This is a genomic window from Luteibacter sp. 1214 (assembly GCF_031455395.1).
Classification (GTDB): Bacteria; Pseudomonadota; Gammaproteobacteria; order Xanthomonadales; family Rhodanobacteraceae; genus Luteibacter; species Luteibacter mycovicinus.
The window spans coordinates 1-20,737 of record NZ_JAVDSQ010000010.1 but is presented as its reverse complement, the minus strand read 5'-3'; the positions used below and the strand labels follow the sequence as shown (position 1 = coordinate 20,737).

The window sequence follows — 20,737 nt, the reverse complement described above, 5'->3', positions numbered from 1 at the left end:
GTTGTATATGACGGAGATGACATCGGACCAGCTTCGCCAGCTGCTGTATAAAACCGAGACGGATAACAATCCCGCGACACTGAATACTTTCAGCTATGCGGGTACAGGGTCGAGTACATATTCATTCGGGCTGTTGCAGTTCGACGTGGGCTCGAATCACGGTAATGTACAAGGGTTCCTTAAACAGAACGGATTTTCCGATAGCCAGGTTGCAGATCTGTCTCAGCAGGGCGGGTTGAGCCATGCGAAGCGGGCTGAGCTGGACGCGCAGTTGGCTCGCGTGCCCCAAGCGGCGCTTGATGAGTTTACGAACCGGCAACTGGATGACGCCGTCTCGCGTATCGGCCAAGTAGTGGAACGGATCAGCGCGAGGAACCCTGAGGTGGGCGCAGCCATTGCCGCGAGCCCGGAACTCCAGCTGGCGCTGGCCGACTATGACAACCAATATGGGATAGACAACGTCGGCTCACCCCGAACTGCGCCGAATACGATGCTTGCTTACCTTGAAGGCCACGCTGTCAATATGCCGGGTGGGTCTCTGCAGCTTCAAGGGAACACAGTCACCCGCAGCGATATAAAGGAATTCGTTGCTGCAACAGGTTACGCGACATCCAACAAGATGGCGGCTGACGGGCGCGCCAGTCGCCTCACACAGGGCCTCGAAAGCCTGGGGGTGTCCTCGACGCCTGATCCAAACCATCCGTCACCGCGCCTTGGCGCCACCGTTCCGCATGGCAACCATGCAAAACCCGACCACGATGCATCTGCTCATACTCGCGAGCTTCAGGAGACGCTGAATCGGCTTGGCTATACGGATGCCGACGGTCAGCCGTTGACTGCGGATGGTCATTTGGGACCCGCGACGCGTGCTGCAGTGCAGTCTTTTCAGCGCGCGTCTAATCTTTCGGACGATGGCGTCGCCGGTCCGCAGACGCTAAGGGCGCTGTCAGAGCAAGCGGCGGCGCATGATGCCTCGGCTAGGCGTGGTGACGTCGGGTCGCAGCACGGTGCGTGTCGGCTGGATGACCCCGCTCACCCGGACAATGGACTGTTCACCAGCACGCTTGGCTTGGTACATGACCTTGATCGCCGTCACGGCAGAGAGCCTGATGAGCGTAGCGCGAATGCCGCCGGAGCTTTGGTTGTGTGTGCGAGGAATGATGGCCTTCGCCGAATCGATCAGGTTGAACTCAGCGACGATGCCAGCCTAATTTGGGCCGTGGAGCGACCTCCCGGCATCCGAGATCATTTTTTCGACAGACATACCAGCGTTCCGACCGTGCAGGCGTTGAACACGCCTGTGGAATTGAGTGCGGAGAGATGGCCAGCGGCTATGGGCCAGTTTAATTCTTTACAGCAACAACAGACTCAAGAGCGCCAGCAGCAGGCCGATCTCCAGCAGTCCAACGCTGGTCAGGTGCGACAACAGGGCCCCTGACGCTGCCGTTTAAGGGCTTGTCGAGCGTTCGAGCTCGTCAAGCCAAGCGACCGCGTAATCCCGGTTCGAGCCGCACATTGCCGGTTCGGGATGCAGTTGACCGCAGACGTCCGGTCGGTCCGATCGTCCGAATATCGCGCAGCGATTGTCATCGGTCAGCTGGATACAGCGCACCCCCGCCGGCTTGCCGTTCGGCATGCCGGGGATGGGTGAGCTGATAGACGGGGCGATACAGCAAGCCCCGCAGCCAGCGCGGCAGGACAAGGCCACGATCAGAACCGCTGGCGAAGCAGCTTATAGACCGGGTCCGTATCCGGCCGCTGGCCATGCCAGCGCTCGAACGCGTCGGCGGCCTGCTCGATCAGCATGCCCAGACCATCGCGGAAGTACCGCGCGCCGGCGGCCGTCGCCCAGCCCTTGAAGCTCGCCGCGGCGGCGCCGTAGCACAGGTCATAGCAGGTGCTGTGGTCCTGCAGGATCGACATCGGCAGGTCGAAGGTGCCACCGGTGACGCCGATGGAGGTGGCGTTGACGACCAGATCGAAGCACTCGCCGTCGAGGCCGTCCCAGTAACGGGTATGGCAGCGGGCAGGCTCGCCGATAGCGTCGGCGATGGCGTCGGCGCGCTCGGGCGTGCGGTTGACGATGGTCAGCGTCTGCGCGCCGGCGTCCATCAGGGCCCAGGCCACGGCTTTGGCCGCGCCGCCGGCACCCAGTAGCAGGGCGTCATGGCCGCGCAGATCGAGCGAGTGGCGCTCGGTGACGTCGCGGACGAATCCGCTGCCGTCGGTGCTGTGTGCCTGAATCTTGCCGCCGACCAGCGCGGTGAGGGTGTTGACCGCACCCGCGCGGGCGGCGGCGTCGGTGCGCTCGGTGGCCAGCGCGAAAGCCGCTTCCTTGTGGGGAAGCGTCACGTTGGCGCCCAGGCCACCTTCAGCGAAGAACCGGCGGACGGCTTCTTCGAATTCGGCGGGCGCGGCATCGATGGCCTCGTAGCTGAGCTGGATGCCCAGCTGCCCGGCGAAGGCGGCATGGATCTGCGGGGACAGCGAATGCGCGATCGGGTGACCGAAGACGGCGTAACGGTGCGCTTCAGCGCTCATGGAGGCTCCTGGCTCTCGATCCGGACTCACGATCCGTGCGCGGATTCTAGCAACGGCTACTGGAATCCGGGCTTGCCCGCGTCTTCGGGACGTTGCGGAACCTTACGCATCTGCTCCACCGGGAAACCCTGCGCCCGCGCTTGCTCGAGCAGACGCTGATACGACGCGTCGTCCAGGGTCCGGTCCTTCGACATGATCCACAGCAGCTTCCGCGAAGGCAGGCCGACCATGGTCACCCGGTAATCGGGGTCGAGGGCCAGGATCGTGTAGTCGGAGCGGAACGGCCAGAGCAGCTGGACCTTCCAGCGGGCGGTGTCCTTCGGATCGGGCAGCCATGCCTTGCCGTGCCAGATCTTCTCGGGCTTATCGAAGCCCTTCCGGTAGTGGTAGAGGTTGTCGATGGTCCCGTCCGGCTTCAGCCGGTACTCGTCGGCGGTGGCGACCTTGCCGCGCTCGGCGAAGTTGGGAATGTTGCCGATGACGTACCAGGTGCCCATGTAACGGGGCAGGTCGACGTGATCGACGGCCTGGAGGGGCGCGTCGGCCGCGCAGGAGGCAGTCGCCATGCCGGCCACCACGAGTAACGTCATCGGGATTCGTTTCATGGGGCTAGCTTCCGCCGGTCGGCATCAACGGCGGGTCAACGGGTCGCGGATTTTGAGACGCGGGGCGCCTAGCCTCCACCTCGACACCTCGTCTTCCGGAATGCCGCCATGAACGACACGCTCTCGCCCCGCCGTATCCGTGCACTGATCGCCATGGTCTGGCTGGCCCTTGGCACCCTGGTGCTGCTGGTCACCCCGTTGTCGGGGCATAGCGAGACACTGGGCTGGACGCCGGTGTTCTGGTTGCTGCTGGCGCCGGCCAGCGTGCTGGTGGCGATGAAGCCGGGGTTGCCGGTGTCGTTGCTGGTGGCCCTGTTTCGGCGGTGATCCGCCTCAGGTCGGGATACCCAGCCGCTTCAGCTCCAGCCGGCGCAGGAACTCCTGCATGATCCGCAGGTACAGGTCCTCGCCCAGGTAGGCATCCTCGACGCCCGCATCGATCGACGGGTTGTCGTTGACCTCGATCACCACCGGCTTGTCGCCTACCTGCTTCAGGTCGACCCCGTAGAGACCGTCGCCAATGGTCTGCGTCGCCTTGAGCGCGAGCTTCACCACTTCCGGGGGCGCGTCACGCACGGGCACGGTCCGAAATCCGCCCGACTTGGCCGTGCCCTTGGCGCCGTGGTTGTAGATCTGCCAGTGGCCACGCGACATGTAGTACTGGCACGCATAAAGCGGTTCGTGATTGAGTACGCCGATACGCCAGTCGTATTCGGTGTACAGGTATTCCTGCGCGATCAGCAGCGCACTGTGCGAGAACAGTTCGCCCGCGGCTTTTTCCAGAGCCTCGCGTGTCTCGACCTTGACGACACCACGCGAAAACGACCCATCGGGAATCTTGAGCACGATCGGCAGGCCGAGGCGATCGGGTAGCTCGTGCAGACGCCTGGCATCGTCGCGGTAGATGATCTCGGTCGCCGGTGTCGCCAGCTTGCGCGCCACCATCAGGTCGTTGAGGAAGATCTTGTTCGTGCAGCGCAGGATCGACGTCGGATCGTCCATCACCACCATGCCTTCCTTCTCCGCACGATGCGCGAAACGATAGGTATGGTTGTCGCTCGCCGTGGTTTCACGAATGAAAAGGCCGTCGTATTCGGCCAGACGCTGGTAATCGTTCTTGCCGATCGGGTCCACCTCGATCCCGAGGTGTTTACCCGCTTCGATGAAGTGCTTCAGCGCCTTCTTGTTCGACGGCGGCATCGTTTCGTTCGGATCGACCAGCATCGCGATGTCGTAGCGGAAACGACGACGCGCACGCGGCTTGCGCCAGAGTTTCTTCGAAAACTTGTCCAGCGCCTGCGCGAAAGCGTCTTCCTGCGCATCGTCCAGCGTGTGCAGGCCGACCGGCTTGATCGCCGATACCTGCCACACCCGCTCGCGCTCGAATTCGATGCGCATCAGCGGGCAGGGGAACATCTCGAACAGCTGCCTCGCAAGATCCTGCAGATCCGGATAGGCCGTCTCGCCGAAATAGACGAGCACGCCGAAGTCGGTCGTGTCACGGCCACCGGCAGGCAGGAAGTTGGACAGCTTCTGGTTGAGATCGTCGATGTCCAGGCCGTACAGCGAACGACGGCGAAGATCGTTCACCGTGCGCACCGAGGGAATGACCTTGTGACCGCGCGCTTCGGCCAGCAGCGACACGTAATAGCCCGTGCCCAGATACTTGTAGCTGCGACAGAGGTTGATGACGTGGGTGCGTTCGTCGTCGCCGCCGACGGGCTCGCGCAGATAGTCCATGGCGCTGACCACATTCGCGGACGGGTAATACGAGCCCCAGTCCGAGGCTTTCTCCACGACGATGACGAGCCGGCTCATGAGACCTCGACAGACGACGAATGCCTCGTACCGACTCCACCGGGAGTCGTTCGCTTCGTCGGTGCCGCAGTGTGTGCCGCGATGTCGCGACGCACAAGGCGTCCTCCGACGTTCGCCTGAACGAATTCATGAAAAAGTCATTGATCCGCCGGACCCCGAGGTCTACAGTGCCGCGCTTGCCGTTTCCCCCTCCTTCCAGCGCCGGAGTCCCCAAGCGCATGCGTCCACCCCCGGTTACCGCCGCGGTGCGCGTTCGACGCGCCGAAGTCAGCGATCTCGACGATCTGGTCGCGCTCGAAGAATCGAGTTTCACGCAGGATCGTCTGAGTCGCGCCCAGTACCGCAAGCACCTGGATTCCGAAACCGCCCTGGTGCTCGTCGCCAGCGCCAACCATCGCCGGTTCCTCGGTACCGCCGTGGTGTTCTTCCGCAAGGCCACCACCATCGCCCGCCTCTATTCGCTGGCGACCACGCCCCAGGCACAGGGCAAGGGTGTGGGTTCCGCGCTGGTCGAAACCTGCGAGGATGCCGCACGGTCACGTGGTTGCCGGGCACTGCGCCTCGAAGTCCGCAAGGACAACGCGGTCGCCATCCGCCTCTACGAGCGTCTCGGTTACCAGCGGATCGGCGAGTACGCGGCGTATTACGCCGATGGCGCGGACGCGCTTCGCTTCGAAAAGGCGCTTTGACCGGAGCCGGGGCTATACTGGCCGCCGTTTTCGGGGAATCGCCCATGCGCCGACTTATCCTCCCGCTTGCCCTCGTCGCTGCCTCCGTCGCCGGCCTGTCCGGTTGCGGCCAGAAGGGCAATCTGTATTTTCCGCCGCCGCCCGCCCCAGCCGGCACGGCCAAGCCGCAGGCCGGCGTGCAGCCCGCGCACGCCACCACGACGGCCGAGTCGCCGGCTTCGATCTCGACGACGTCGTCACCGTTCAACTCCGTCATTCACCAGTAAGTCGCCATGACGTCGCGCTTCACCAAGATGCATGGGATCGGCAACGATTTCGTGATCGTCGACTGGCGTGAAGACGCCGGCCGCGTGCCGAATGCGGCGCGTATCGCCGCGCTGGCCGATCGCCACACCGGCATCGGCTTCGATCAGCTGATCAGCATCGAGCCGCCGCGCGATCCGTCCTGCGCTTTCTACTACGGCATCTGGAACGCCGACGGCACGCCTTCGGGGCAGTGCGGTAACGGTGTCCGTTGTGTGGCCGCCTGGCTGTTCCGCGATGGTGTGATCGGGCGCGACACCGGCGTCCGATTGGAGAGCCCCTCCGGCCCGGTCACGGTCCGTGTGCTGGACGAAGGTCGCGTCGTGGTGGACATGGGCGAGCCTGACTTCGTGCCGTCGTCGATCCCGCTCGACCGCCCCGCCCATGCGACCTACACCGTCGAGCTTGATGGAGAAGACGTCAGCTTCGGCGCGGTTTCCATGGGCAACCCGCATGCGGTGGTCTTCGTCGACGATGTCTCGGACCCGCGCGTCGATCGCCTGGGGCCCTTGCTCACCGCCCATCCGGTGTTCCCCCAGGGTGCCAACGTCGGCTTCGCCCAGCGCCTCGGGCCCGACCGCATTCGCCTGCGCGTGCATGAACGGGGCAGCGGCTGGACGCAGGCCTGTGGCACGGGTGCCTGCGCAGCCGCCGCGGTAGCCCACGCGCTGGGCCTCGCCGGCACCGTCGTCGGCATCGACCTGCCCGGCGGCTCCCTGACCATCGAGTGGCAGGGCCCCGGCCATACACTCTGGATGACCGGCCCCGCCGCGTTCGTCTTCGAAGGCGAAGTGTGACGCCAGCCCGCTAAAGCGGCACACTGCGACCGGCACCCGCAGGAGCGCGCCCCGCGCGCGATGCTCTACCCAGCACCAACCGAGGAAGTACCCATGACCGACTCCGCGATCGACGGCGACATCAAACCAGCCACCGTCGCGTCCTACCTGCGGCGGCATCCGGACTTCCTCGCCGACTACCCCGATCTCGCCGACGCGCTGACGCTGCCGAGCAGCAACGGGCCGGCCACCTCGCTGGCCGTACGCCAGCTGCGCGGCCTGCGCGAGACGAACGCCGAGCTGGAGCGCCGCCTCAAGGACCTCACCGGTATCGCCGGTGACAACGAAGCGCTGATGCGTCGCGTGCACGGCCTGATGCTGGCATTGCTCAGCTCACGCGACGTCGAGGAAACCGTACGCAACGTGGTCAGCCGGTTGACCGAGGACTTCCAGTCGGAACGCATTCGCCTCGTCTTCTTCGGTGACCTTGCGGGCCTGCCGGACGAGCCGTGGCTGCTGCGCGAACCGCGCGGTACGGCGGGCCTGCCGGAATTCGCTTCGTTTCTGGAACATGGCGACCCGGTGGCGGGCCGCCTTGCGCCGGACAAGCTGCACCGCCTGTTCGGCGACGCGGCACCCGACGTGCGCTCCGCCGCGTTGATGCGCGTGGGCCCGGACGCGCTCCTGGCCATCGGCAGCGCCGACGCGGACCGCTTCCATCCGGGCATGGGCACCTTGTTCCTCAACATGATTTCGACCACGGTCGGCTCGGCCATCGAACGGGCCCGGAAGGCGGCGTGACCCCGCGCGAGGCCGTCGAAGCCTTCCTTCGGCATTTCGAAGCCGAGCGTGTGCCATCGGCGCATACGCTTGCCGCGTACCGGCGCGACCTCGACAAGCTGATCGCTTATATGGATGCCGAGGGGCTGTCGTCGTTCGATGCCCTCACGCCCGACCGGCTTCGCACACTGATCGCACGGCTGCACCGGCCCTTGCCCGAGAAAGGTAACAAGCAGGCCAAGGGCCTGGAGCCCAACAGCCTGCAGCGGCTTCTTTCCGCGTTCCGCACGCTGTTTCGTTACCTCACCCGGGAAGGGCAGCTGGCCCACGACCCGGCGCTGGGCGTCCGCGGGCCGAAGGTCAGGCGCAAGCTTCCCGTCGTGCTGGACGCCGACGAGGCCAAGGAGCTGGTCGAAACCAACCTCGGCGGCTCGCTGGCCCCGCGCGACACCGCGATGATGGAGCTGTTCTATTCGAGCGGCCTGCGCCTGTCGGAACTCTGCGGCCTGCGCTGGGGCGACCTGGATCTCGAAGACGGGCAGGTGCGCGTGCTCGGCAAGGGCAACAAGACGCGCATCCTGCCGGTGGGCCGCTTTGCCGTCGCCGCGCTGAAGGCGCTCGCCGCGCTGGGTGAGGCGGGCCCGGAGCATCCCGTCTTCAAGGGCCGGGGCGGTGCCCCGATCGGGGCGAGGGCGGTCCAGCTTCGCCTGGCCAGGCTCTCCAGCGGGCAGGCCAAACGGGTTCACCCGCACATGCTCCGGCACAGCTTCGCCAGCCACATGCTCGAGTCCTCCGGCGACCTGCGCTCGGTGCAGGAGTTGCTCGGCCATGCGGACATCGCCACCACACAGATCTATACCCACCTCGATTTCCAGCATCTGGCCAGGGTCTACGACGCGGCGCATCCACGGGCGAAACGCAAAGGGTAGGAGCGCGCCATGCGCGCGAGCTCTTCACGCCTTGGGTCGGGCCCCCTGCGGCCCCACCTCTTGCCGACTCCCCCAAGGAACGCGCTATGGAACCGATGCACGCCACGACCATCGTCTGCGTCCGCCGCGACGGCAAGGTCGTCATCGGCAGTGACGGACAGGTCACCCTCGGCAACACCGTGATGAAGGCCAACGCCCGCAAGGTGCGCCGCCTCGGCAAGGGCGATGTCCTGGCCGGGTTCGCCGGCGCCACGGCTGACGCCTTCACCCTGTTCGAGCTGTTCGAGGAGAAGCTGGTCAAGCACGGCGGCAATCTCACCCGCTCCGCCGTCGAGATGGCCAAGGAATGGCGCACCGACCGTCGCCTCGGCCGGCTCGAAGCCATGCTGGCCGTGGCCGACAAGGAGGCGTCGCTGCTGATCTCCGGTAACGGCGACGTCCTCGAGCCCGAGCATGGCCTGATCGCCATTGGCTCCGGTGGCCCTTATGCGCAGTCGGCCGCGCTGGCCCTGATGGAAAACACTGAGCTGGATGCACGCACGATCGTCGAAAAAGCGCTCAAGATCGCTGGCGACATCTGCATTTATACGAACCACAACACATCGATCGAAGAGCTCTGAGGCCCATGTCCGAACTCACTCCCCGCGAGATCGTCAACGAGCTGGACCGGTTCATCATCGGCCAGAACGACGCCAAGCGCGCCGTCGCCATCGCCCTGCGCAACCGCTGGCGCCGCATGCAGCTGGAACCGGGCATGCGCGAAGAGGTGACCCCGAAGAACATCCTGATGATCGGCCCGACCGGCGTGGGCAAGACCGAAATCGCCCGTCGCCTGGCCACGCTGGCCAATGCGCCATTCGTGAAGGTCGAAGCCACCAAATTCACCGAAGTGGGCTATGTCGGTAAGGACGTGGAGTCGATCATCCGCGATCTGGCCGATGTCTCGTACAAGCTGGTGCGCGACCAGGCGAAGAGCCGTGTGCGCAGCCAGGCCGAGGACGCCGCCGAGGATCGCCTGCTCGACGCGCTGCTGCCGCGACGCCAGGCGGCATCCGGCTGGGACGACACCGGCTCCAACGTGACGGCCATCGACAGCGACACCCGGCAGAAGCTGCGCAAGCAGCTGCGCGAAGGCGCGCTGGACGACCGCGAGATCGAACTGGATTTCGCCATGAACGTCGGCGTCGAGATCATGACCCCACCGGGCATGGAAGAGATGAGCCAGCAGCTCGGCAAGATGTTCCAGAACCTGGGCGGCGCCAAGTCGCAGAAGCGCAAGCTCACCATCCGTGCCGCGCGTCCGCTGCTGGTCGAGGAAGAAGCCGGCAAGCTGCTCAACGACGAAGAACTGCGCAGCCGCGCCGTGGACATCGCCGAGCAGAACGGTATCGTCTTCATCGACGAGATCGACAAGGTGGCCCAGCGCTCCGAGTGGGGCGGCGCGGGCGTGAGCCGCGAAGGCGTACAGCGCGACCTGCTCCCGCTGGTGGAAGGCTCGACCGTCTCGACCAAGTACGGCGCGATCAAGACCGACCACATCCTGTTCATCGCCTCGGGCGCGTTCTCGCTGGCCAAGCCGTCGGATCTCATCCCGGAACTGCAGGGTCGCCTGCCGATCCGCGTCGAGCTGAGTGCCCTGTCGGTGGAGGATTTCAAGCGGATCCTGCGCGAGCCGAACAACGCGCTGACCAAGCAGTATGTTGCGCTGCTGCAAACCGAAGGCGTCACGCTGGAATTCACGGAGACCGGGGTCGATCGCCTCGCCGACGTGGCGTTTCAGGTCAACGAGCGCACGGAGAACATCGGCGCCCGCCGCCTGCATACGGTGATGGAGCGCCTGCTCGAGAGAATTTCTTTCGAAGCGGCCGACAAGTCCGGCGAAAGATATCTGATCGACGCCGAATATGTCGATAAAAACCTCTCGTCGCTGGTCAAGGACGAGGATCTGAGCCGTTACATCCTCTAAACATCGAGGGCGCCCCCCTCTGGTAAACTATTGACCGATATGGGCAAGGTTATTCAACTCAAAACCAACGGTCAGCGTGCGAGCCTGCGTGAAGCGCAGGACTCGCAGCAGCTGATCCGTCTGTGGCGCGGCGAACTCGAGCACGGCAGCTTCTGCGGCTATGTCGGCGGAGTCGGCCGCGAGTTCTTCCTGTTGTGGGTCATCGGCGATGGTGTCAGCTACGACGGCATGTACATCATGCGGCACCGCGACATCTCCGAATTCGAGGCGCCGGATAAACACGCGGGCTTCCTCGAAAAGGCGCTCGCGCTGAAGGGCATCAAGCCCACGCCACCGGCGGATTTCCCGCTCGACGACATCGCGCAGGTGGTCAAGGCCGCTTCGGCGCACGCGCCGGTGATCGGCGTGCACGTGGACAGCGAAGACGAGTCCGAGGTCTGCTACATCGGCCGGCTGGTCAGCGCCGACGACGAAGGCTTCAACATGCAGGAGATCACTCCCGACGCGGAATGGCTGCGTGAGCCGTCGTTCTTCTCGTGGGATGAAGTGTCGACCGTGAGCATGGAAGACGCTTACGCGACGTCCCTGCTGGCTGTGGCGGGCGATCCGCCGCCGCTGGAGCAGGGTACGGGCGATGGGTTTGGTCGCGCTCACTAGCGACCAGCCCATGCAACGCCCGCGACCCGTCGATATCGTTCTCCACGCCGCCTCGCGCTTTCTCGAAGTCACCTTCGACAACGGCGAGCGGTTCGAACTTCCCTGCGAGTACCTTCGCATCAATTCCCCCAGCGCCGAAGTCCAGGGCCACGGTCCCGGACAGAAAGTGCTCGTGCACGGCAAGCGTCACGTCGGCATCAGTGCCCTTGAGCCCACTGGTCACTATGGCGTCCTGATTCGCTTCGACGACGGCCATGCCAGCGGTATTTTCGGCTGGGATACGCTGTACGACCTTGGCCGTGCCTACGACACCTCGTGGCCTGCATACCTCGCCGAACTCGACTCCAGAGGCCTCTCCCGGTAGCGGAGGATGGAAAGCACGCGCGTGAAAGCCACACACGCGCGTAAAGGCGTATATTTGCGCGCCATCCCATCCCCTGGCGAAACAACGGACGTTCCGCAGTCACCATCCGGAGCACTTGAGGCATGACGCGAATCGTTGTCGTCGGCAGCATCAACATGGATCTGGTCACGCTTGCGCCGCGCTTCCCCGCGCCGGGCGAAACGCTGACCGGCGAACGCTTCCTCACCATCCCCGGTGGCAAAGGCGCCAATCAGGCGGTGGCCGCCGCGCGCCTCGGTGCATCGGTAAGCATGGTCGGCTGCGTGGGCGACGACGCGTTCGGTGAGCAGCTCTACGACGGTCTCGTCGCCGAGGGCATCGATGTCAGCCGTGTCACCCGCATCGACGGTATCGGCAGCGGTACCGCGTCGATCACGGTCGCCGGTGGCGAGAACCAGATCGTCGTCGTGCCCGCCGCCAATGGCCGCGTCACCCCTGCGCACGTCGAAGCCGCCCGCGAGCTCATCCGCGGCGCCGACGCCGTTCTGGTACAGCTGGAGATTCCGCTGGACGCCGTCGAAGCCACGCTGCGCATCGCGCACGAGGAAGGCGTTGCGATCATTCTCAATCCCGCTCCCGCGCAGAAGCTGCCGGTCGAGTGGCTGTCGCGCGTGCGCTTTCTCACGCCGAACCAGCACGAACTCGCGATGGTGCTCGGCCAGCCGGGCGATACCGATTTCCGTGAACTGATGCGTCTCGCTCCCTGCCCGGTCGTGCTGACCCGTGGCGAAGACGGCGCGTGGTTCCGTGACAAGGACGACGAGCCGCGCCATCAGGGCGGTTTCAGGGTCGACGCGGTGGACAGCACCGGCGCCGGTGACACCTTCAATGCCGCGCTCGCGGTGTTCCTCGCCGAGGGTCTCGACGTGGCCGTGCGCAAAGCCTGCGCCACCGCCGCGATCGCCGTCTCTCGCCTGGGCGCCCAGGGCGGCATGCCGCGCCTCGACGAGGTCACGGCATTCTTGGAGACACACTGATGAGACGCAGCGGGCTGCTCCATGCCGAACTCAACCGCGTCATTGCCGCGATGGGCCATACCGACACGCTGGTGATCGGTGATGTCGGCCTGCCGGTGCCGCACGGCGTGCCGTGCGTCGACCTGGCCGTGCTGCCGGGTACGCCATCGTTCGCGCAGGTCTTCGATGCGATCTATGCGGAGCTGGCGGTGGAGGCCGTGACGGTCGCCAGCGAGATCCACGAGAAGAATCCCGCGCTCGTCGCGCTGGTTGGGCGCCTGGCGAATCAGGGCGTGACGCGCTCGGAAGTGAGCCACGAGGACTTCAAGCGCCTGACCGCGCGCGCGGTCGCCGTCGTGCGCACGGGGGAAACGGCGCCGTACGCCAACGTGATCCTGCATGCGGGCGTGACCTTCTGATGAGTGCATCCCCGCCACTGGTCAGGATGCACGACATCCACAAGGCCTTCGGTCCGGTCAAGGTGCTCGAAGGCGTCGACTTCGAACTCGTCCGCGGCGAAGTCCATGCGCTGATGGGCGAGAACGGCGCCGGCAAGTCCACGCTGATGAAGATCCTCACGGGGATCTACGCGCCCGACCAGGGCGGCATCGACGTGGACGGGCAGGCGGTGTCGATCACCTCGCCCGCCGAGGCCGAGAAGTACGGCATCGCGATCATCCACCAGGAACTGAACCTGATTCCCGCGCTCAGCATCGCGGACAATCTTTTCCTCGGACGCGAGCTTTCGCGTTTCGGCCTGCTCGATCGCAAGGCGATGACGAAGCGCGCGATGGAATGGCTGGCGCGCGTCGGCATGACCCGACTGGATCCGGACACGCGCATCGAGCGACTGTCGGTCGGCCAGCAGCAGATGGTCGAGATCGCCCGCGCGCTGGGCCAGAACGCACGCGTGCTGATCATGGACGAGCCGACGGCCGCGCTTACCGAAAGCGAGACGAATACGCTGTTCAAGCTGATCCGCGAGCTGCGCGAGCAGGGCACCGGCATCGTCTACGTCTCCCATCGCATGGAAGAGATCTTCGCGCTGTGCGACCGCATCTCGATCCTGCGTGACGGTCAGTTCGTCGGCACGCGCGACGTGCCGGGCCTGGCCTTCGACGAGGTCGTGAAGATGATGGTCGGGCGTACGCTCGACGCACGCTTCCCGGCGCGCACGCCGAAGATCGGCGAGGTACGTCTGAAGGTTGAGCACCTCTCGGGCGGTATGGTGAAGGACGTGAGCTTCGACCTGCACGCGGGCGAAGTGCTCGGCGTCGCCGGCCTGCTCGGTGCGGGACGCACCGAGCTTGCGCGCCTGCTGTTCGGTCTGGACAAGACCGGGTCGGGCCAGGTGTCGCTCGACGGCGTCACGGTGACCCCAAAGACGCCGACCGAGGCGATCCAGGCCGGCCTCGGTTTCGTCACCGAAGACCGCAAGGCCCAGGGCCTCGTCCTCGACATGAGCCTGCGCGAAAACGTCAGCCTGCCGCGCGTTCCCGCGCACGCGGGACTGGTCGATCGCCCGGGTGAGAAGAAACAGACGCGCGGTCTGATCGACGCGCTGAAGATCCGCACGCGCGACATGGAACTGGATGTCCGTGCACTCTCCGGCGGCAACCAGCAGAAGGTCGTGCTGGCCAAGTGGCTGGCGTTGAAACCGCGTGTGCTCATCCTCGATGAACCCACGCGCGGCGTCGACGTCGGCGGCAAGGCCGAGATCTATCACATCATCAATCAACTCGCGGAACAGGGCGTAGCCATCCTCATGATCTCGTCGGAACTGCCGGAGGTGCTCGCCATGAGCGATCGCGTCCTCGTCATGCACGAAGGAAAGGCGACCGCCTTGCTCGAAGCCCACGGCGCCACTCAGGAAGCCGTAATGACCGCCGCGACCGGAGGCAAGTGAAATGACGCTTCAACTCAACTGGAGCCGTGCGATGACGCTGATTCAGCGTCTGGGCTCGGTGATCGGCTTGCTCCTGCTCTTCGTCGTGCTCTCGATCATGAGTCCCGATTTCCTTTCCACCGGCAATCTGCTCACGGTACTGCGTCAGGTCTCGATCAACGCGTTGATCGCCTTCGGCATGACGTTCGTGATCCTCGCCGGTGGCATCGATCTGTCGGTGGGTGCCATCCTCGCGCTTACAGGCGCCGTCACCGCGGGCCTGATGGCCTCGGGGCACGGCATGGTGCTGGCGGTCGGCGCGGGTCTCGGTCTTGGCCTGGTGCTGGGCATCATCAACGGTGTGCTGGTGTCCTGGGGCAAGGTCGCGCCCTTCATCGCCACGCTCGGCACGATGACCCTTCTGCGCGGCCTTACGCTCTCGTATACGCAGGGCAGTCCGATCCCCGTCACCAACCAGAGCTTCGCACTGCTCGGCGGCGGTTACGTCGCCAACCTGATCCCGCTGCCGGTGATCTGGATGTTCGTCGCTTTCGTGGTCTGCGCGTTCCTGTTGCGCGGCACGGTGTTCGGTCGTCACGTCGTGGCCATCGGCGGTAACGAAGAAGCGGCGCGCCTGTCGGGTGTGCGCATCTCACCGATGAAGCTGGCGATCTACGGCCTGTCCGGTCTTCTCTCCGCGTTCGCGGGCGTGGTGCTTACCTCGCGCCTGTATTCCGCGCAGGCCACGGCCGGTGCGGGTTATGAACTGGACGCCATTGCCGCCGTGGTTCTCGGTGGCACCAGCCTGGCCGGTGGCCGCGGCTGGTTGTTCGGGACGCTGGTCGGCGCGCTGCTGATCGGCTTCCTGAACAACGGTCTCAATCTGCTCGGCGTAAGCTCTTTCTACCAGCAGGTGGTGAAGGGCATCGTCATCCTGATCGCCGTCCTGCTCGACAGGCGGCAGTAATACCAACGAGGGAACACACCATGCGTAAGCTCACATTCTTCGCCGCGGCAGCGGCCACGCTGCTCGCGGCCTGCTCCCAGCAGGGTCCGGGCGAATCCGCTCCGGCGGCGGCTTCCACGGCCGGCGGCGCCGCACCCTCCGGCACCCCGGTGGTCGGTCTGGCGCTGTCGACGCAGAACAACCCGTTCTTCGTCGAACTCAAGGACGGTGCCGAAAAGGCCGCCAAGGACGCCGGCGTGCAGCTGGTCGTCGTCGACGCGCAGGACGATCCGGCCCGCCAGATCTCGTCGGTGGAAGACCTGATCCAGAAGCGCGTTTCGGTCATCCTGCTCAACCCGACCGATTCTTCGGCCCTGGCCGGTGCCGTGCAGTCCGCCCAGCGCGCGAACATTCCGGTGATCACGCTGGACCGTGGCGTCGACGGCGCTGACGTCGCGTCGCACATCGCGTCCGACAATATCGCCGGCGGCAAGATGGCGGCCGACTACCTGGCCAAGGCGCTTGGCGGCAAGGGCAACATCATCGAGCTGCAGGGCGTGGCCGGTACCTCGGCCGCACGTGAGCGCGGCAAGGGCTTCGACGACGAGATCGCCACCACGGGCATGAAGGTCGTCGCGCAGCAGCCGGCCAACTTCGATCGTGCGCAGGGCCTCTCGGTCAGCGAGAACCTCCTGCAGGGCAACAGCGACGTCCAGGCGATCTTCGCCCAGAACGACGAAATGGCCCTCGGTGCGGTGCAGGCGCTGGCCGGCAAGAACAAGAAGGTGCTGGTCGTCGGCTTCGACGGCACGCCGGACGGCAAGACCGCCGTGCAGAACGGCAGCATGGCCGCTACGGTCGCGCAGCAGCCGGAAGAGATCGGCAAGCTCGGCGTCGAAACGGCGAAGAAGCTGATCGACAAGCAGACGGTCGATAAGTCGATCGCGGTGCCGCTGAAGCTTCTGACAAAAGAATAAGCCAGTAAGAACGGGCCGATGGCCCGTTCTTTTTTCCTTCGGTAGGAGCGCGCCCTGCGCGCGAAAGGCCTGCAGGGCGGTGAGGCGGCGGCATGGCTTCATCGCCCTGTAGGCCTTTCGCGCGCGGGGCGCGCTCCTACAGGGGGTTCCGCACCGGTGGGATTCGGTCAGTCCTGTGGCACCGGCGCGATCACCTCGCGCTGCCCGTTGATGCCCATCGCCGAGACCAGTCCGGCTGCCTCCATCGCTTCGACCAGACGCGCCGCGCGGTTGTAACCGATACGGAACTGCCGCTGCACGAACGAGATCGACGCACGACGCGAACGCAGCACGAAGGCGGCCGCTTCGTCGTACAGCGGATCCAGCTCCGCATCGAGGCCATCCTCACCCGGTTCGCCTTCGACCGCCTCACTCGGCGGCCCCGCAAGGATCTCGTCCTTGTAATCCGGCTCGCCGAACTGCTTCAGCCAGGCGACGATGCGGTGCACTTCCTCGTCGGCGACGAACGCGCCGTGGATGCGCTGCGGATAGCCCGAGCCCGGGGGCAGGAACAGCATGTCACCCGCACCGAGCAGGCTCTCCGCGCCCATCTGGTCGAGGATGGTGCGCGAATCGATCTTCGACGACACCTGAAACGCCACGCGCGTGGGGATGTTCGCCTTGATCAGACCGGTGATGACGTCGACCGACGGACGCTGCGTGGCGAGGATCAGATGGATGCCCGCGGCACGTGCCTTCTGCGCCAGCCGCGCGATCAGTTCTTCGATCTTCTTGCCGGCGACCATCATCAGGTCGGCGAGCTCGTCGATGACGACGACGATCATCGGCATCGTGTCGAGGTGCTCGGGGATTTCCGGATGCGCGGGAAACGGATTGAACAACGGTTTGCCAGCCGCACGCGCCTCGCGCACTTTCTGGTTGTATCCGGCAAGGTTGCGCACGCGCAGGTCGGACATGACCTTGTAGCGGTTTTCCATCTCGGCCACGCACCAGTTCAACGCGTTGGCGGCGAGCTTCATATCCGTGACCACGGGCGCCAGCAGATGCGGAATACCCTCGTAGACCGAGAGCTCGAGCATCTTCGGGTCGATCATGATCATGCGAACGTCTTCAGGCGTGGCCTTGTAGAGCATCGACAGGATCATCGCGTTCACCGCGACCGATTTACCCGAGCCGGTGGTGCCGGCAACGAGCATGTGCGGCGCCTTCGCCAGATCGGCGACCACCGGTTCGCCGGTGATGCCCTTGCCCATCGCCAGGGTGAGCAGCGAGTCGGAATCACGATACTCGCTGGAGTCGAGGATCTCGGACAGCGCGATCATCTGGCGCTGTTCGTTCGGCAGCTCGAGGCCCATGCAGGTCTTGCCGGGAATCGTTTCGACCACGCGAATCGTAGTGCGACCCAGACCGCGCGCGAGATCCTTCATCAACGCGACGATCTGGTTGCCGCGCACGCCGACGGCCGGCTCGACTTCATAGCGCGTAATCACCGGACCCGCCGACGCACCGACCACCTGCACCGGTACCTTGAACTCGCGCAGGCGTTGCTCGATCAGTTCGCCCGTGTCGACGAGTTCCTGTTCGGAGACGGCGAGGGTGTTCTGAGACGCGGCGGCGAGCAGGGTGAGCGGCGGTATACCTACGGCACTGGCGGTGCTCGTCGCGAGCAGGGGACGTGTCGGCGTGAGCGTCACCATCCGCGCTGGAGGGACGATAGTCGCCTCCGTCGTCGTGGCCTGCTCATCGTTGGCGGCGATGGCGAAGCGCGACACCGGGGCGACCGGCGGGGGTGAGGGCATGGCGGGCACGGGTACGGGCGCCTGCGGACGGGAAAGCTCGGTGACCCGGGGCGTGACTTCCGCAAGAGGCTGGTCGTTCCGGACGACCTCGTCGGCCTCCGTGTCCGAAGCGTCGTGGCTTGAGGGTTCCCAGGGGGTCGTCGGCGACACCGACGAGCGCTCGGGACCATGCTTCGATCGCATCGACGGTGCAAGGAAAGCCTGGCTCTCCATGGGGCGCCGACGCTTGATCAGCATCGGTGCCTCGTCGGCGACGTCGGAGGCAGGCGGCGCGATCGGTAGACCAGGCGTGGTGGAGACGTGCGCCGCGGCGGCGGTGGCCTCCGGCGATGACGTAGTCGGCACGGTCTGCCCGCGAGGCGCCAGCCACGGTTCGCTGATCACCGTGTCCGGCTTCGCGCGGTGGCGCGGCGGGACTGGCGTGGTCACCGACGGGCGAACGCGCGTCGCGCGCAGAGGCTCGCCGCGCACGGTTTCCGTGCCGACATGCAGGGACGAGGATGGCGGTGTCGATGCGGCCGCCGGGGTGACCTTACCGCGGGTGGCGGCCGCTGGCGTGCGACGGCGCGCCGGCCCGCGATCCGCGCGGCGCACGGCGCCGGCAGGGCGACGACCCGTGGCGCGCGCGGCCGAACGGGTGAACAGGCGCACTGTGCCTTCGATAGCCAACGCACCCATCGGCTCGAGGATCCCATTGGCGCGGGCCACGGCGGTCGACCACGTGATCCCGAGGTACCAGGGAAGCGCGACGACGATCACCGCCAGCGCGATCGCCGCGGCCAGTGCGCCGCCGGGGAAGGCGCCGAAGAGATCGCCGAGCCAGCGACATACGACGCCACCCGTGGTCGGGTCATCGGTGTAATGCGAGATGACGATGCCTTCCAGCGTGGTGCTGGCGAGCAGGACGAGGACAAAGCCCGTCCAGAAACGAATGGCTCCGGGCCCCACGGTGGGCGGCCTGCGCCGACGGATCAGCGACGCGATGACACGCCACAGCAGGGGAAGCAGCCAGAGGGTGGACAGCCCGAAGGCACCGAACACGAAAGAAAGCATGCCTAACCGCGAAGAACCGAGCGAGCCCCGTAGTTTAGCGCGCATTCGTTCGGAAGCACGCGCGAATGCGCTGTAAGCCGCTGGTGAGACTGGGAAGGTGTGAAGGACGCCGATCTACGCCGACGCAGCCACGGGTCGCGCTATGACACCGTGAATTCCGCATCAGGGCGTCGTTCGATAGGGAAATTTGCGATGGAATCGCGGGTTTGGACGATCCGGGCTATTTCGAGGCAGCGACGTCACCCTCGAACCACGTAGCTTCTTGCGACCACTCCCCACACAAGGATCCTGTCATGCGTCGCCTGCCGCTTCTTGTCGTCCTGCTTGGGGGGACGCTCGCCGCCCCCTGCGCCTTTGCGCAAACGTCGTCGTACAACGCACGCGTCGCCGGCGCTCAGACCGAACCGCCCGCACCGTTCGTCATCACCGATCTTGCACCGTTCGACAATCCGTGGGGACTCGACTTCCTTCCGGACGGCCGCATCGTGGTCACGGAGAAGAGCGACCACATGTACATCGTGAACTCGAGAGGCGCCAAGATGCCGGTGACAGGCTTGCCTGTTTCCGTCGGCGCGAATGGCGGCGGCGGACAGAGCGGCTTCCACGACGTGGCCGTGCCCGCGACCTATGCGAAGGATCACGTCTTATGGTTCAGCTACGTGGCGAAGGCCGCCGACGGCAATAACCACCTCACGCTTGCGAAAGCACGCGTTGTCGAGGCGTCGAACACCGCGCACATCGAGAATCTGACGATCGTCTGGCAGGAACCGTCGAAGTGGTCGGTTCGCGGCCAACCGGGTGCACGCATCGCGTTCGCGCCCGACGGCAAGCATGTCTTTCTCTCCGTCGGCGACGGCGACATCCCCGACGTCAATCAGGATCGCGGATTTACCGCGCAGTTGCCGGACAGCGGACTGGGCAAGATCATCCGCCTCAACCTGGACGGCAGCACGCCTTCCGACAACCCGAATGCAAGCCAGGGCGGCGTCGCCGGCCAGATCTGGGCCAGCGGTTTTCGTAACCCCTACGGGCTAGCCTTCAGTGAAGACGGAAAGCTCTGGGAGACCGAGATGGGTCCGTCGTCGGGTGACGAGTTCAACCAGATCGTGAAGGGCGGGAATTATGGATGGCCACTGGTGAGCAACGGCAATCACTATCCCAGCGACGCCTATATGCCGGGTCAGCCGTATCCGCGCCACGACACCGCGCCGCAGTACGTTCAGCCGTCCGCCTACTGGGGCTGGTTCCCCACCACGAATTCGATGTCTCCTTCGGGGCTGGTGTTCTACAAGGGCAAGCAATTCCCACAGTGGCAGGGCTCGGCACTGCTCGGTTCGACGTCGTCGGTCGCGCTGTATCGCGTCGTGCTCGACGCGAGCGGGAACGTGACAGGTGTCGAACGCTATGGGCGTGACGCCGCCGGCGTGTATACCGGCAGCGTGCGCGCCATCAAGGTGAACCCGTCCAACGGCAGCATCTGGTACGTGCGTGGCGGCAGTGACGGGATGCTGCGGAAGATCATGCCAAAAACCTGACTCCACCATCTCGTGTAGGAGCGCGGCTGTAGTGGCCGGGTATTTGAGGACCACGCATAGGAGCGTTAAGCCGCCATCCTCTCAAACTCGGCTGGCGGGCGGTAGTCGAGCGCGGAGTG

21 protein-coding genes and 2 pseudogenes are annotated in these 20,737 nt (G+C 65.4%); 17 read left to right on the top strand and 6 right to left on the bottom strand.

Translation table 11 applies throughout. The features are described 5' to 3' along the window. Positions 1 to 7 precede the first annotated feature (7 nt). Positions 8 to 1,438: a peptidoglycan-binding domain-containing protein gene (locus J2X57_RS17910; RefSeq protein WP_309869137.1), complete on the top strand. Its 1,431-nt coding sequence runs from the start codon at positions 8 to 10 to the stop codon at positions 1,436 to 1,438. Positions 1,439 to 1,447: 9 nt separating this feature from the next. Here J2X57_RS17910 and J2X57_RS17905 read toward each other — a convergent pair whose 3' ends face one another. The 3 genes from J2X57_RS17905 to J2X57_RS17895 are packed head-to-tail and all read right to left on the bottom strand — an operon-like array spanning position 1,448 to position 3,146. Beyond that, on the bottom strand, positions 1,448 to 1,711 hold the full coding sequence (locus tag J2X57_RS17905) for a YkgJ family cysteine cluster protein (RefSeq protein ID WP_309869223.1): 264 nt from the start codon (positions 1,709 to 1,711) through the stop codon (positions 1,448 to 1,450). Further along, the gene (gene aroE / locus J2X57_RS17900) at positions 1,711 to 2,541 is read right to left on the bottom strand and encodes a shikimate dehydrogenase (RefSeq protein ID WP_309869135.1); all 831 of its coding nucleotides are present in this window, start codon (positions 2,539 to 2,541) and stop codon (positions 1,711 to 1,713) included. The genes J2X57_RS17905 and aroE overlap by 1 nt, the downstream gene beginning before the upstream one ends. Before the next feature lie 56 nt (positions 2,542 to 2,597). After that, positions 2,598 to 3,146 carry a lipocalin family protein gene (locus J2X57_RS17895; protein ID WP_309869134.1) on the bottom strand — a complete coding sequence of 183 codons (549 nt, stop codon included), beginning with the start codon at positions 3,144 to 3,146 and terminating at the stop codon, positions 2,598 to 2,600. 108 nt (positions 3,147 to 3,254) lie between these two features. Between J2X57_RS17895 and J2X57_RS17890 the strand changes: the two genes are divergently transcribed. Continuing rightward, on the top strand, positions 3,255 to 3,473 hold the full coding sequence (locus J2X57_RS17890) for a hypothetical protein (protein WP_090353460.1): 219 nt from the start codon (positions 3,255 to 3,257) through the stop codon (positions 3,471 to 3,473). A 6-nt stretch (positions 3,474 to 3,479) separates the two neighbouring features. Here the strand turns inward: J2X57_RS17890 and J2X57_RS17885 are convergent, their stop codons facing one another. After that, positions 3,480 to 4,964, bottom strand: a complete 1,485-nt coding sequence (locus tag J2X57_RS17885; RefSeq protein ID WP_090353457.1) for a RimK family protein — start codon at positions 4,962 to 4,964, stop codon at positions 3,480 to 3,482. A gap of 218 nt (positions 4,965 to 5,182) precedes the next feature. Here J2X57_RS17885 and J2X57_RS17880 point away from each other — a divergent pair, with 218 nt between their 5' ends. From J2X57_RS17880 to rbsB, 14 genes are all read left to right on the top strand, one after another. Further along, positions 5,183 to 5,653 (top strand): GNAT family N-acetyltransferase, encoded by a 471-nt coding sequence (locus J2X57_RS17880; protein ID WP_309869131.1) that lies wholly within the window; start codon positions 5,183 to 5,185, stop codon positions 5,651 to 5,653. 44 nt (positions 5,654 to 5,697) lie between these two features. Beyond that, complete coding sequence (locus J2X57_RS17875) at positions 5,698 to 5,919, top strand: lipoprotein (protein ID WP_043696893.1); 222 nt, start codon at positions 5,698 to 5,700, stop codon at positions 5,917 to 5,919. Between the two features lie 6 nt (positions 5,920 to 5,925). Then, a complete protein-coding gene (dapF, locus tag J2X57_RS17870; RefSeq protein ID WP_309869129.1) occupies positions 5,926 to 6,753 on the top strand; it encodes a diaminopimelate epimerase in 828 nt (275 codons plus the stop codon). A gap of 93 nt (positions 6,754 to 6,846) precedes the next feature. After that, entirely contained in the window at positions 6,847 to 7,533 is a 687-nt protein-coding gene (locus J2X57_RS17865; protein ID WP_309869127.1) for a DUF484 family protein, read from the top strand. After that, a complete protein-coding gene (locus J2X57_RS17860; protein ID WP_043696888.1) occupies positions 7,530 to 8,441 on the top strand; it encodes a tyrosine recombinase XerC in 912 nt (303 codons plus the stop codon). The genes J2X57_RS17865 and J2X57_RS17860 overlap by 4 nt, the downstream gene beginning before the upstream one ends. Positions 8,442 to 8,527: 86 nt before the next feature. Then, positions 8,528 to 9,061 carry an ATP-dependent protease subunit HslV gene (hslV, locus tag J2X57_RS17855; RefSeq protein WP_036108979.1) on the top strand — a complete coding sequence of 178 codons (534 nt, stop codon included), beginning with the start codon at positions 8,528 to 8,530 and terminating at the stop codon, positions 9,059 to 9,061. A gap of 5 nt (positions 9,062 to 9,066) precedes the next feature. Further along, a complete protein-coding gene (gene hslU, locus J2X57_RS17850; RefSeq protein ID WP_309869126.1) occupies positions 9,067 to 10,407 on the top strand; it encodes an ATP-dependent protease ATPase subunit HslU in 1,341 nt (446 codons plus the stop codon). A 39-nt stretch (positions 10,408 to 10,446) separates the two neighbouring features. Then, on the top strand, positions 10,447 to 11,064 hold the full coding sequence (locus J2X57_RS17845; protein WP_036108984.1) for a hypothetical protein: 618 nt from the start codon (positions 10,447 to 10,449) through the stop codon (positions 11,062 to 11,064). A gap of 10 nt (positions 11,065 to 11,074) precedes the next feature. Then, entirely contained in the window at positions 11,075 to 11,428 is a 354-nt protein-coding gene (locus tag J2X57_RS17840; protein WP_043698554.1) for a DUF971 domain-containing protein, read from the top strand. 122 nt (positions 11,429 to 11,550) lie between these two features. Further along, positions 11,551 to 12,444, top strand: a complete 894-nt coding sequence (rbsK, locus tag J2X57_RS17835; protein WP_043696885.1) for a ribokinase — start codon at positions 11,551 to 11,553, stop codon at positions 12,442 to 12,444. Further along, the gene (gene rbsD, locus J2X57_RS17830) at positions 12,444 to 12,842 is read left to right on the top strand and encodes a D-ribose pyranase (RefSeq protein WP_043696883.1); all 399 of its coding nucleotides are present in this window, start codon (positions 12,444 to 12,446) and stop codon (positions 12,840 to 12,842) included. Before rbsK ends, rbsD begins: the two co-directional genes overlap by 1 nt. Continuing rightward, complete coding sequence (locus tag J2X57_RS17825; RefSeq protein WP_043696881.1) at positions 12,842 to 14,329, top strand: sugar ABC transporter ATP-binding protein; 1,488 nt, start codon at positions 12,842 to 12,844, stop codon at positions 14,327 to 14,329. The genes rbsD and J2X57_RS17825 overlap by 1 nt, the downstream gene beginning before the upstream one ends. Before the next feature lies 1 nt (position 14,330). Next, positions 14,331 to 15,275: a ribose ABC transporter permease gene (locus tag J2X57_RS17820; protein WP_052191458.1), complete on the top strand. Its 945-nt coding sequence runs from the start codon at positions 14,331 to 14,333 to the stop codon at positions 15,273 to 15,275. 20 nt (positions 15,276 to 15,295) lie between these two features. After that, entirely contained in the window at positions 15,296 to 16,231 is a 936-nt protein-coding gene (gene rbsB / locus J2X57_RS17815) for a ribose ABC transporter substrate-binding protein RbsB (RefSeq protein ID WP_309869122.1), read from the top strand. A gap of 167 nt (positions 16,232 to 16,398) precedes the next feature. Here rbsB and J2X57_RS17810 read toward each other — a convergent pair. Together J2X57_RS17810 and J2X57_RS17805 are read right to left on the bottom strand one after the other, a co-directional pair. Then, positions 16,399 to 17,889, bottom strand: a pseudogene (locus J2X57_RS17810) (DNA translocase FtsK); the annotation flags it as partial. Positions 17,890 to 18,741: 852 nt separating this feature from the next. Then, positions 18,742 to 19,128: pseudogene (locus tag J2X57_RS17805) on the bottom strand (DNA translocase FtsK 4TM domain-containing protein); the annotation flags it as partial. Positions 19,129 to 19,376: 248 nt separating this feature from the next. Between J2X57_RS17805 and J2X57_RS17800 the strand changes: the two are divergent. Next, positions 19,377 to 20,618 (top strand): PQQ-dependent sugar dehydrogenase, encoded by a 1,242-nt coding sequence (locus J2X57_RS17800; protein WP_309869121.1) that lies wholly within the window; start codon positions 19,377 to 19,379, stop codon positions 20,616 to 20,618. Positions 20,619 to 20,737: the final 119 nt, after the last annotated feature.

Bases quoted from the DNA above. Each gene is read 5' to 3' on its own strand.
- J2X57_RS17910 (WP_309869137.1), top strand. From the start codon at position 8: ATGACGGAGATGACATCGGACCAGCTTCGCCAGCTGCTGTATAAAACC.
- aroE (WP_309869135.1), bottom strand. From the start codon at position 2,541: ATGAGCGCTGAAGCGCACCGTTACGCCGTCTTCGGTCACCCGATCGCG.
- J2X57_RS17895 (WP_309869134.1), bottom strand. From the start codon at position 3,146: ATGAAACGAATCCCGATGACGTTACTCGTGGTGGCCGGCATGGCGACT.
- J2X57_RS17890 (WP_090353460.1), top strand. From the start codon at position 3,255: ATGAACGACACGCTCTCGCCCCGCCGTATCCGTGCACTGATCGCCATG.
- J2X57_RS17885 (WP_090353457.1), bottom strand. From the start codon at position 4,964: ATGAGCCGGCTCGTCATCGTCGTGGAGAAAGCCTCGGACTGGGGCTCG.
- J2X57_RS17880 (WP_309869131.1), top strand. From the start codon at position 5,183: ATGCGTCCACCCCCGGTTACCGCCGCGGTGCGCGTTCGACGCGCCGAA.
- J2X57_RS17875 (WP_043696893.1), top strand. From the start codon at position 5,698: ATGCGCCGACTTATCCTCCCGCTTGCCCTCGTCGCTGCCTCCGTCGCC.
- dapF (WP_309869129.1), top strand. From the start codon at position 5,926: ATGACGTCGCGCTTCACCAAGATGCATGGGATCGGCAACGATTTCGTG.
- J2X57_RS17865 (WP_309869127.1), top strand. From the start codon at position 6,847: ATGACCGACTCCGCGATCGACGGCGACATCAAACCAGCCACCGTCGCG.
- hslV (WP_036108979.1), top strand. From the start codon at position 8,528: ATGGAACCGATGCACGCCACGACCATCGTCTGCGTCCGCCGCGACGGC.
- hslU (WP_309869126.1), top strand. From the start codon at position 9,067: ATGTCCGAACTCACTCCCCGCGAGATCGTCAACGAGCTGGACCGGTTC.
- J2X57_RS17845 (WP_036108984.1), top strand. From the start codon at position 10,447: ATGGGCAAGGTTATTCAACTCAAAACCAACGGTCAGCGTGCGAGCCTG.
- J2X57_RS17840 (WP_043698554.1), top strand. From the start codon at position 11,075: ATGCAACGCCCGCGACCCGTCGATATCGTTCTCCACGCCGCCTCGCGC.
- rbsK (WP_043696885.1), top strand. From the start codon at position 11,551: ATGACGCGAATCGTTGTCGTCGGCAGCATCAACATGGATCTGGTCACG.
- rbsD (WP_043696883.1), top strand. From the start codon at position 12,444: ATGAGACGCAGCGGGCTGCTCCATGCCGAACTCAACCGCGTCATTGCC.
- J2X57_RS17825 (WP_043696881.1), top strand. From the start codon at position 12,842: ATGAGTGCATCCCCGCCACTGGTCAGGATGCACGACATCCACAAGGCC.
- J2X57_RS17820 (WP_052191458.1), top strand. From the start codon at position 14,331: ATGACGCTTCAACTCAACTGGAGCCGTGCGATGACGCTGATTCAGCGT.
- rbsB (WP_309869122.1), top strand. From the start codon at position 15,296: ATGCGTAAGCTCACATTCTTCGCCGCGGCAGCGGCCACGCTGCTCGCG.
- J2X57_RS17800 (WP_309869121.1), top strand. From the start codon at position 19,377: ATGCGTCGCCTGCCGCTTCTTGTCGTCCTGCTTGGGGGGACGCTCGCC.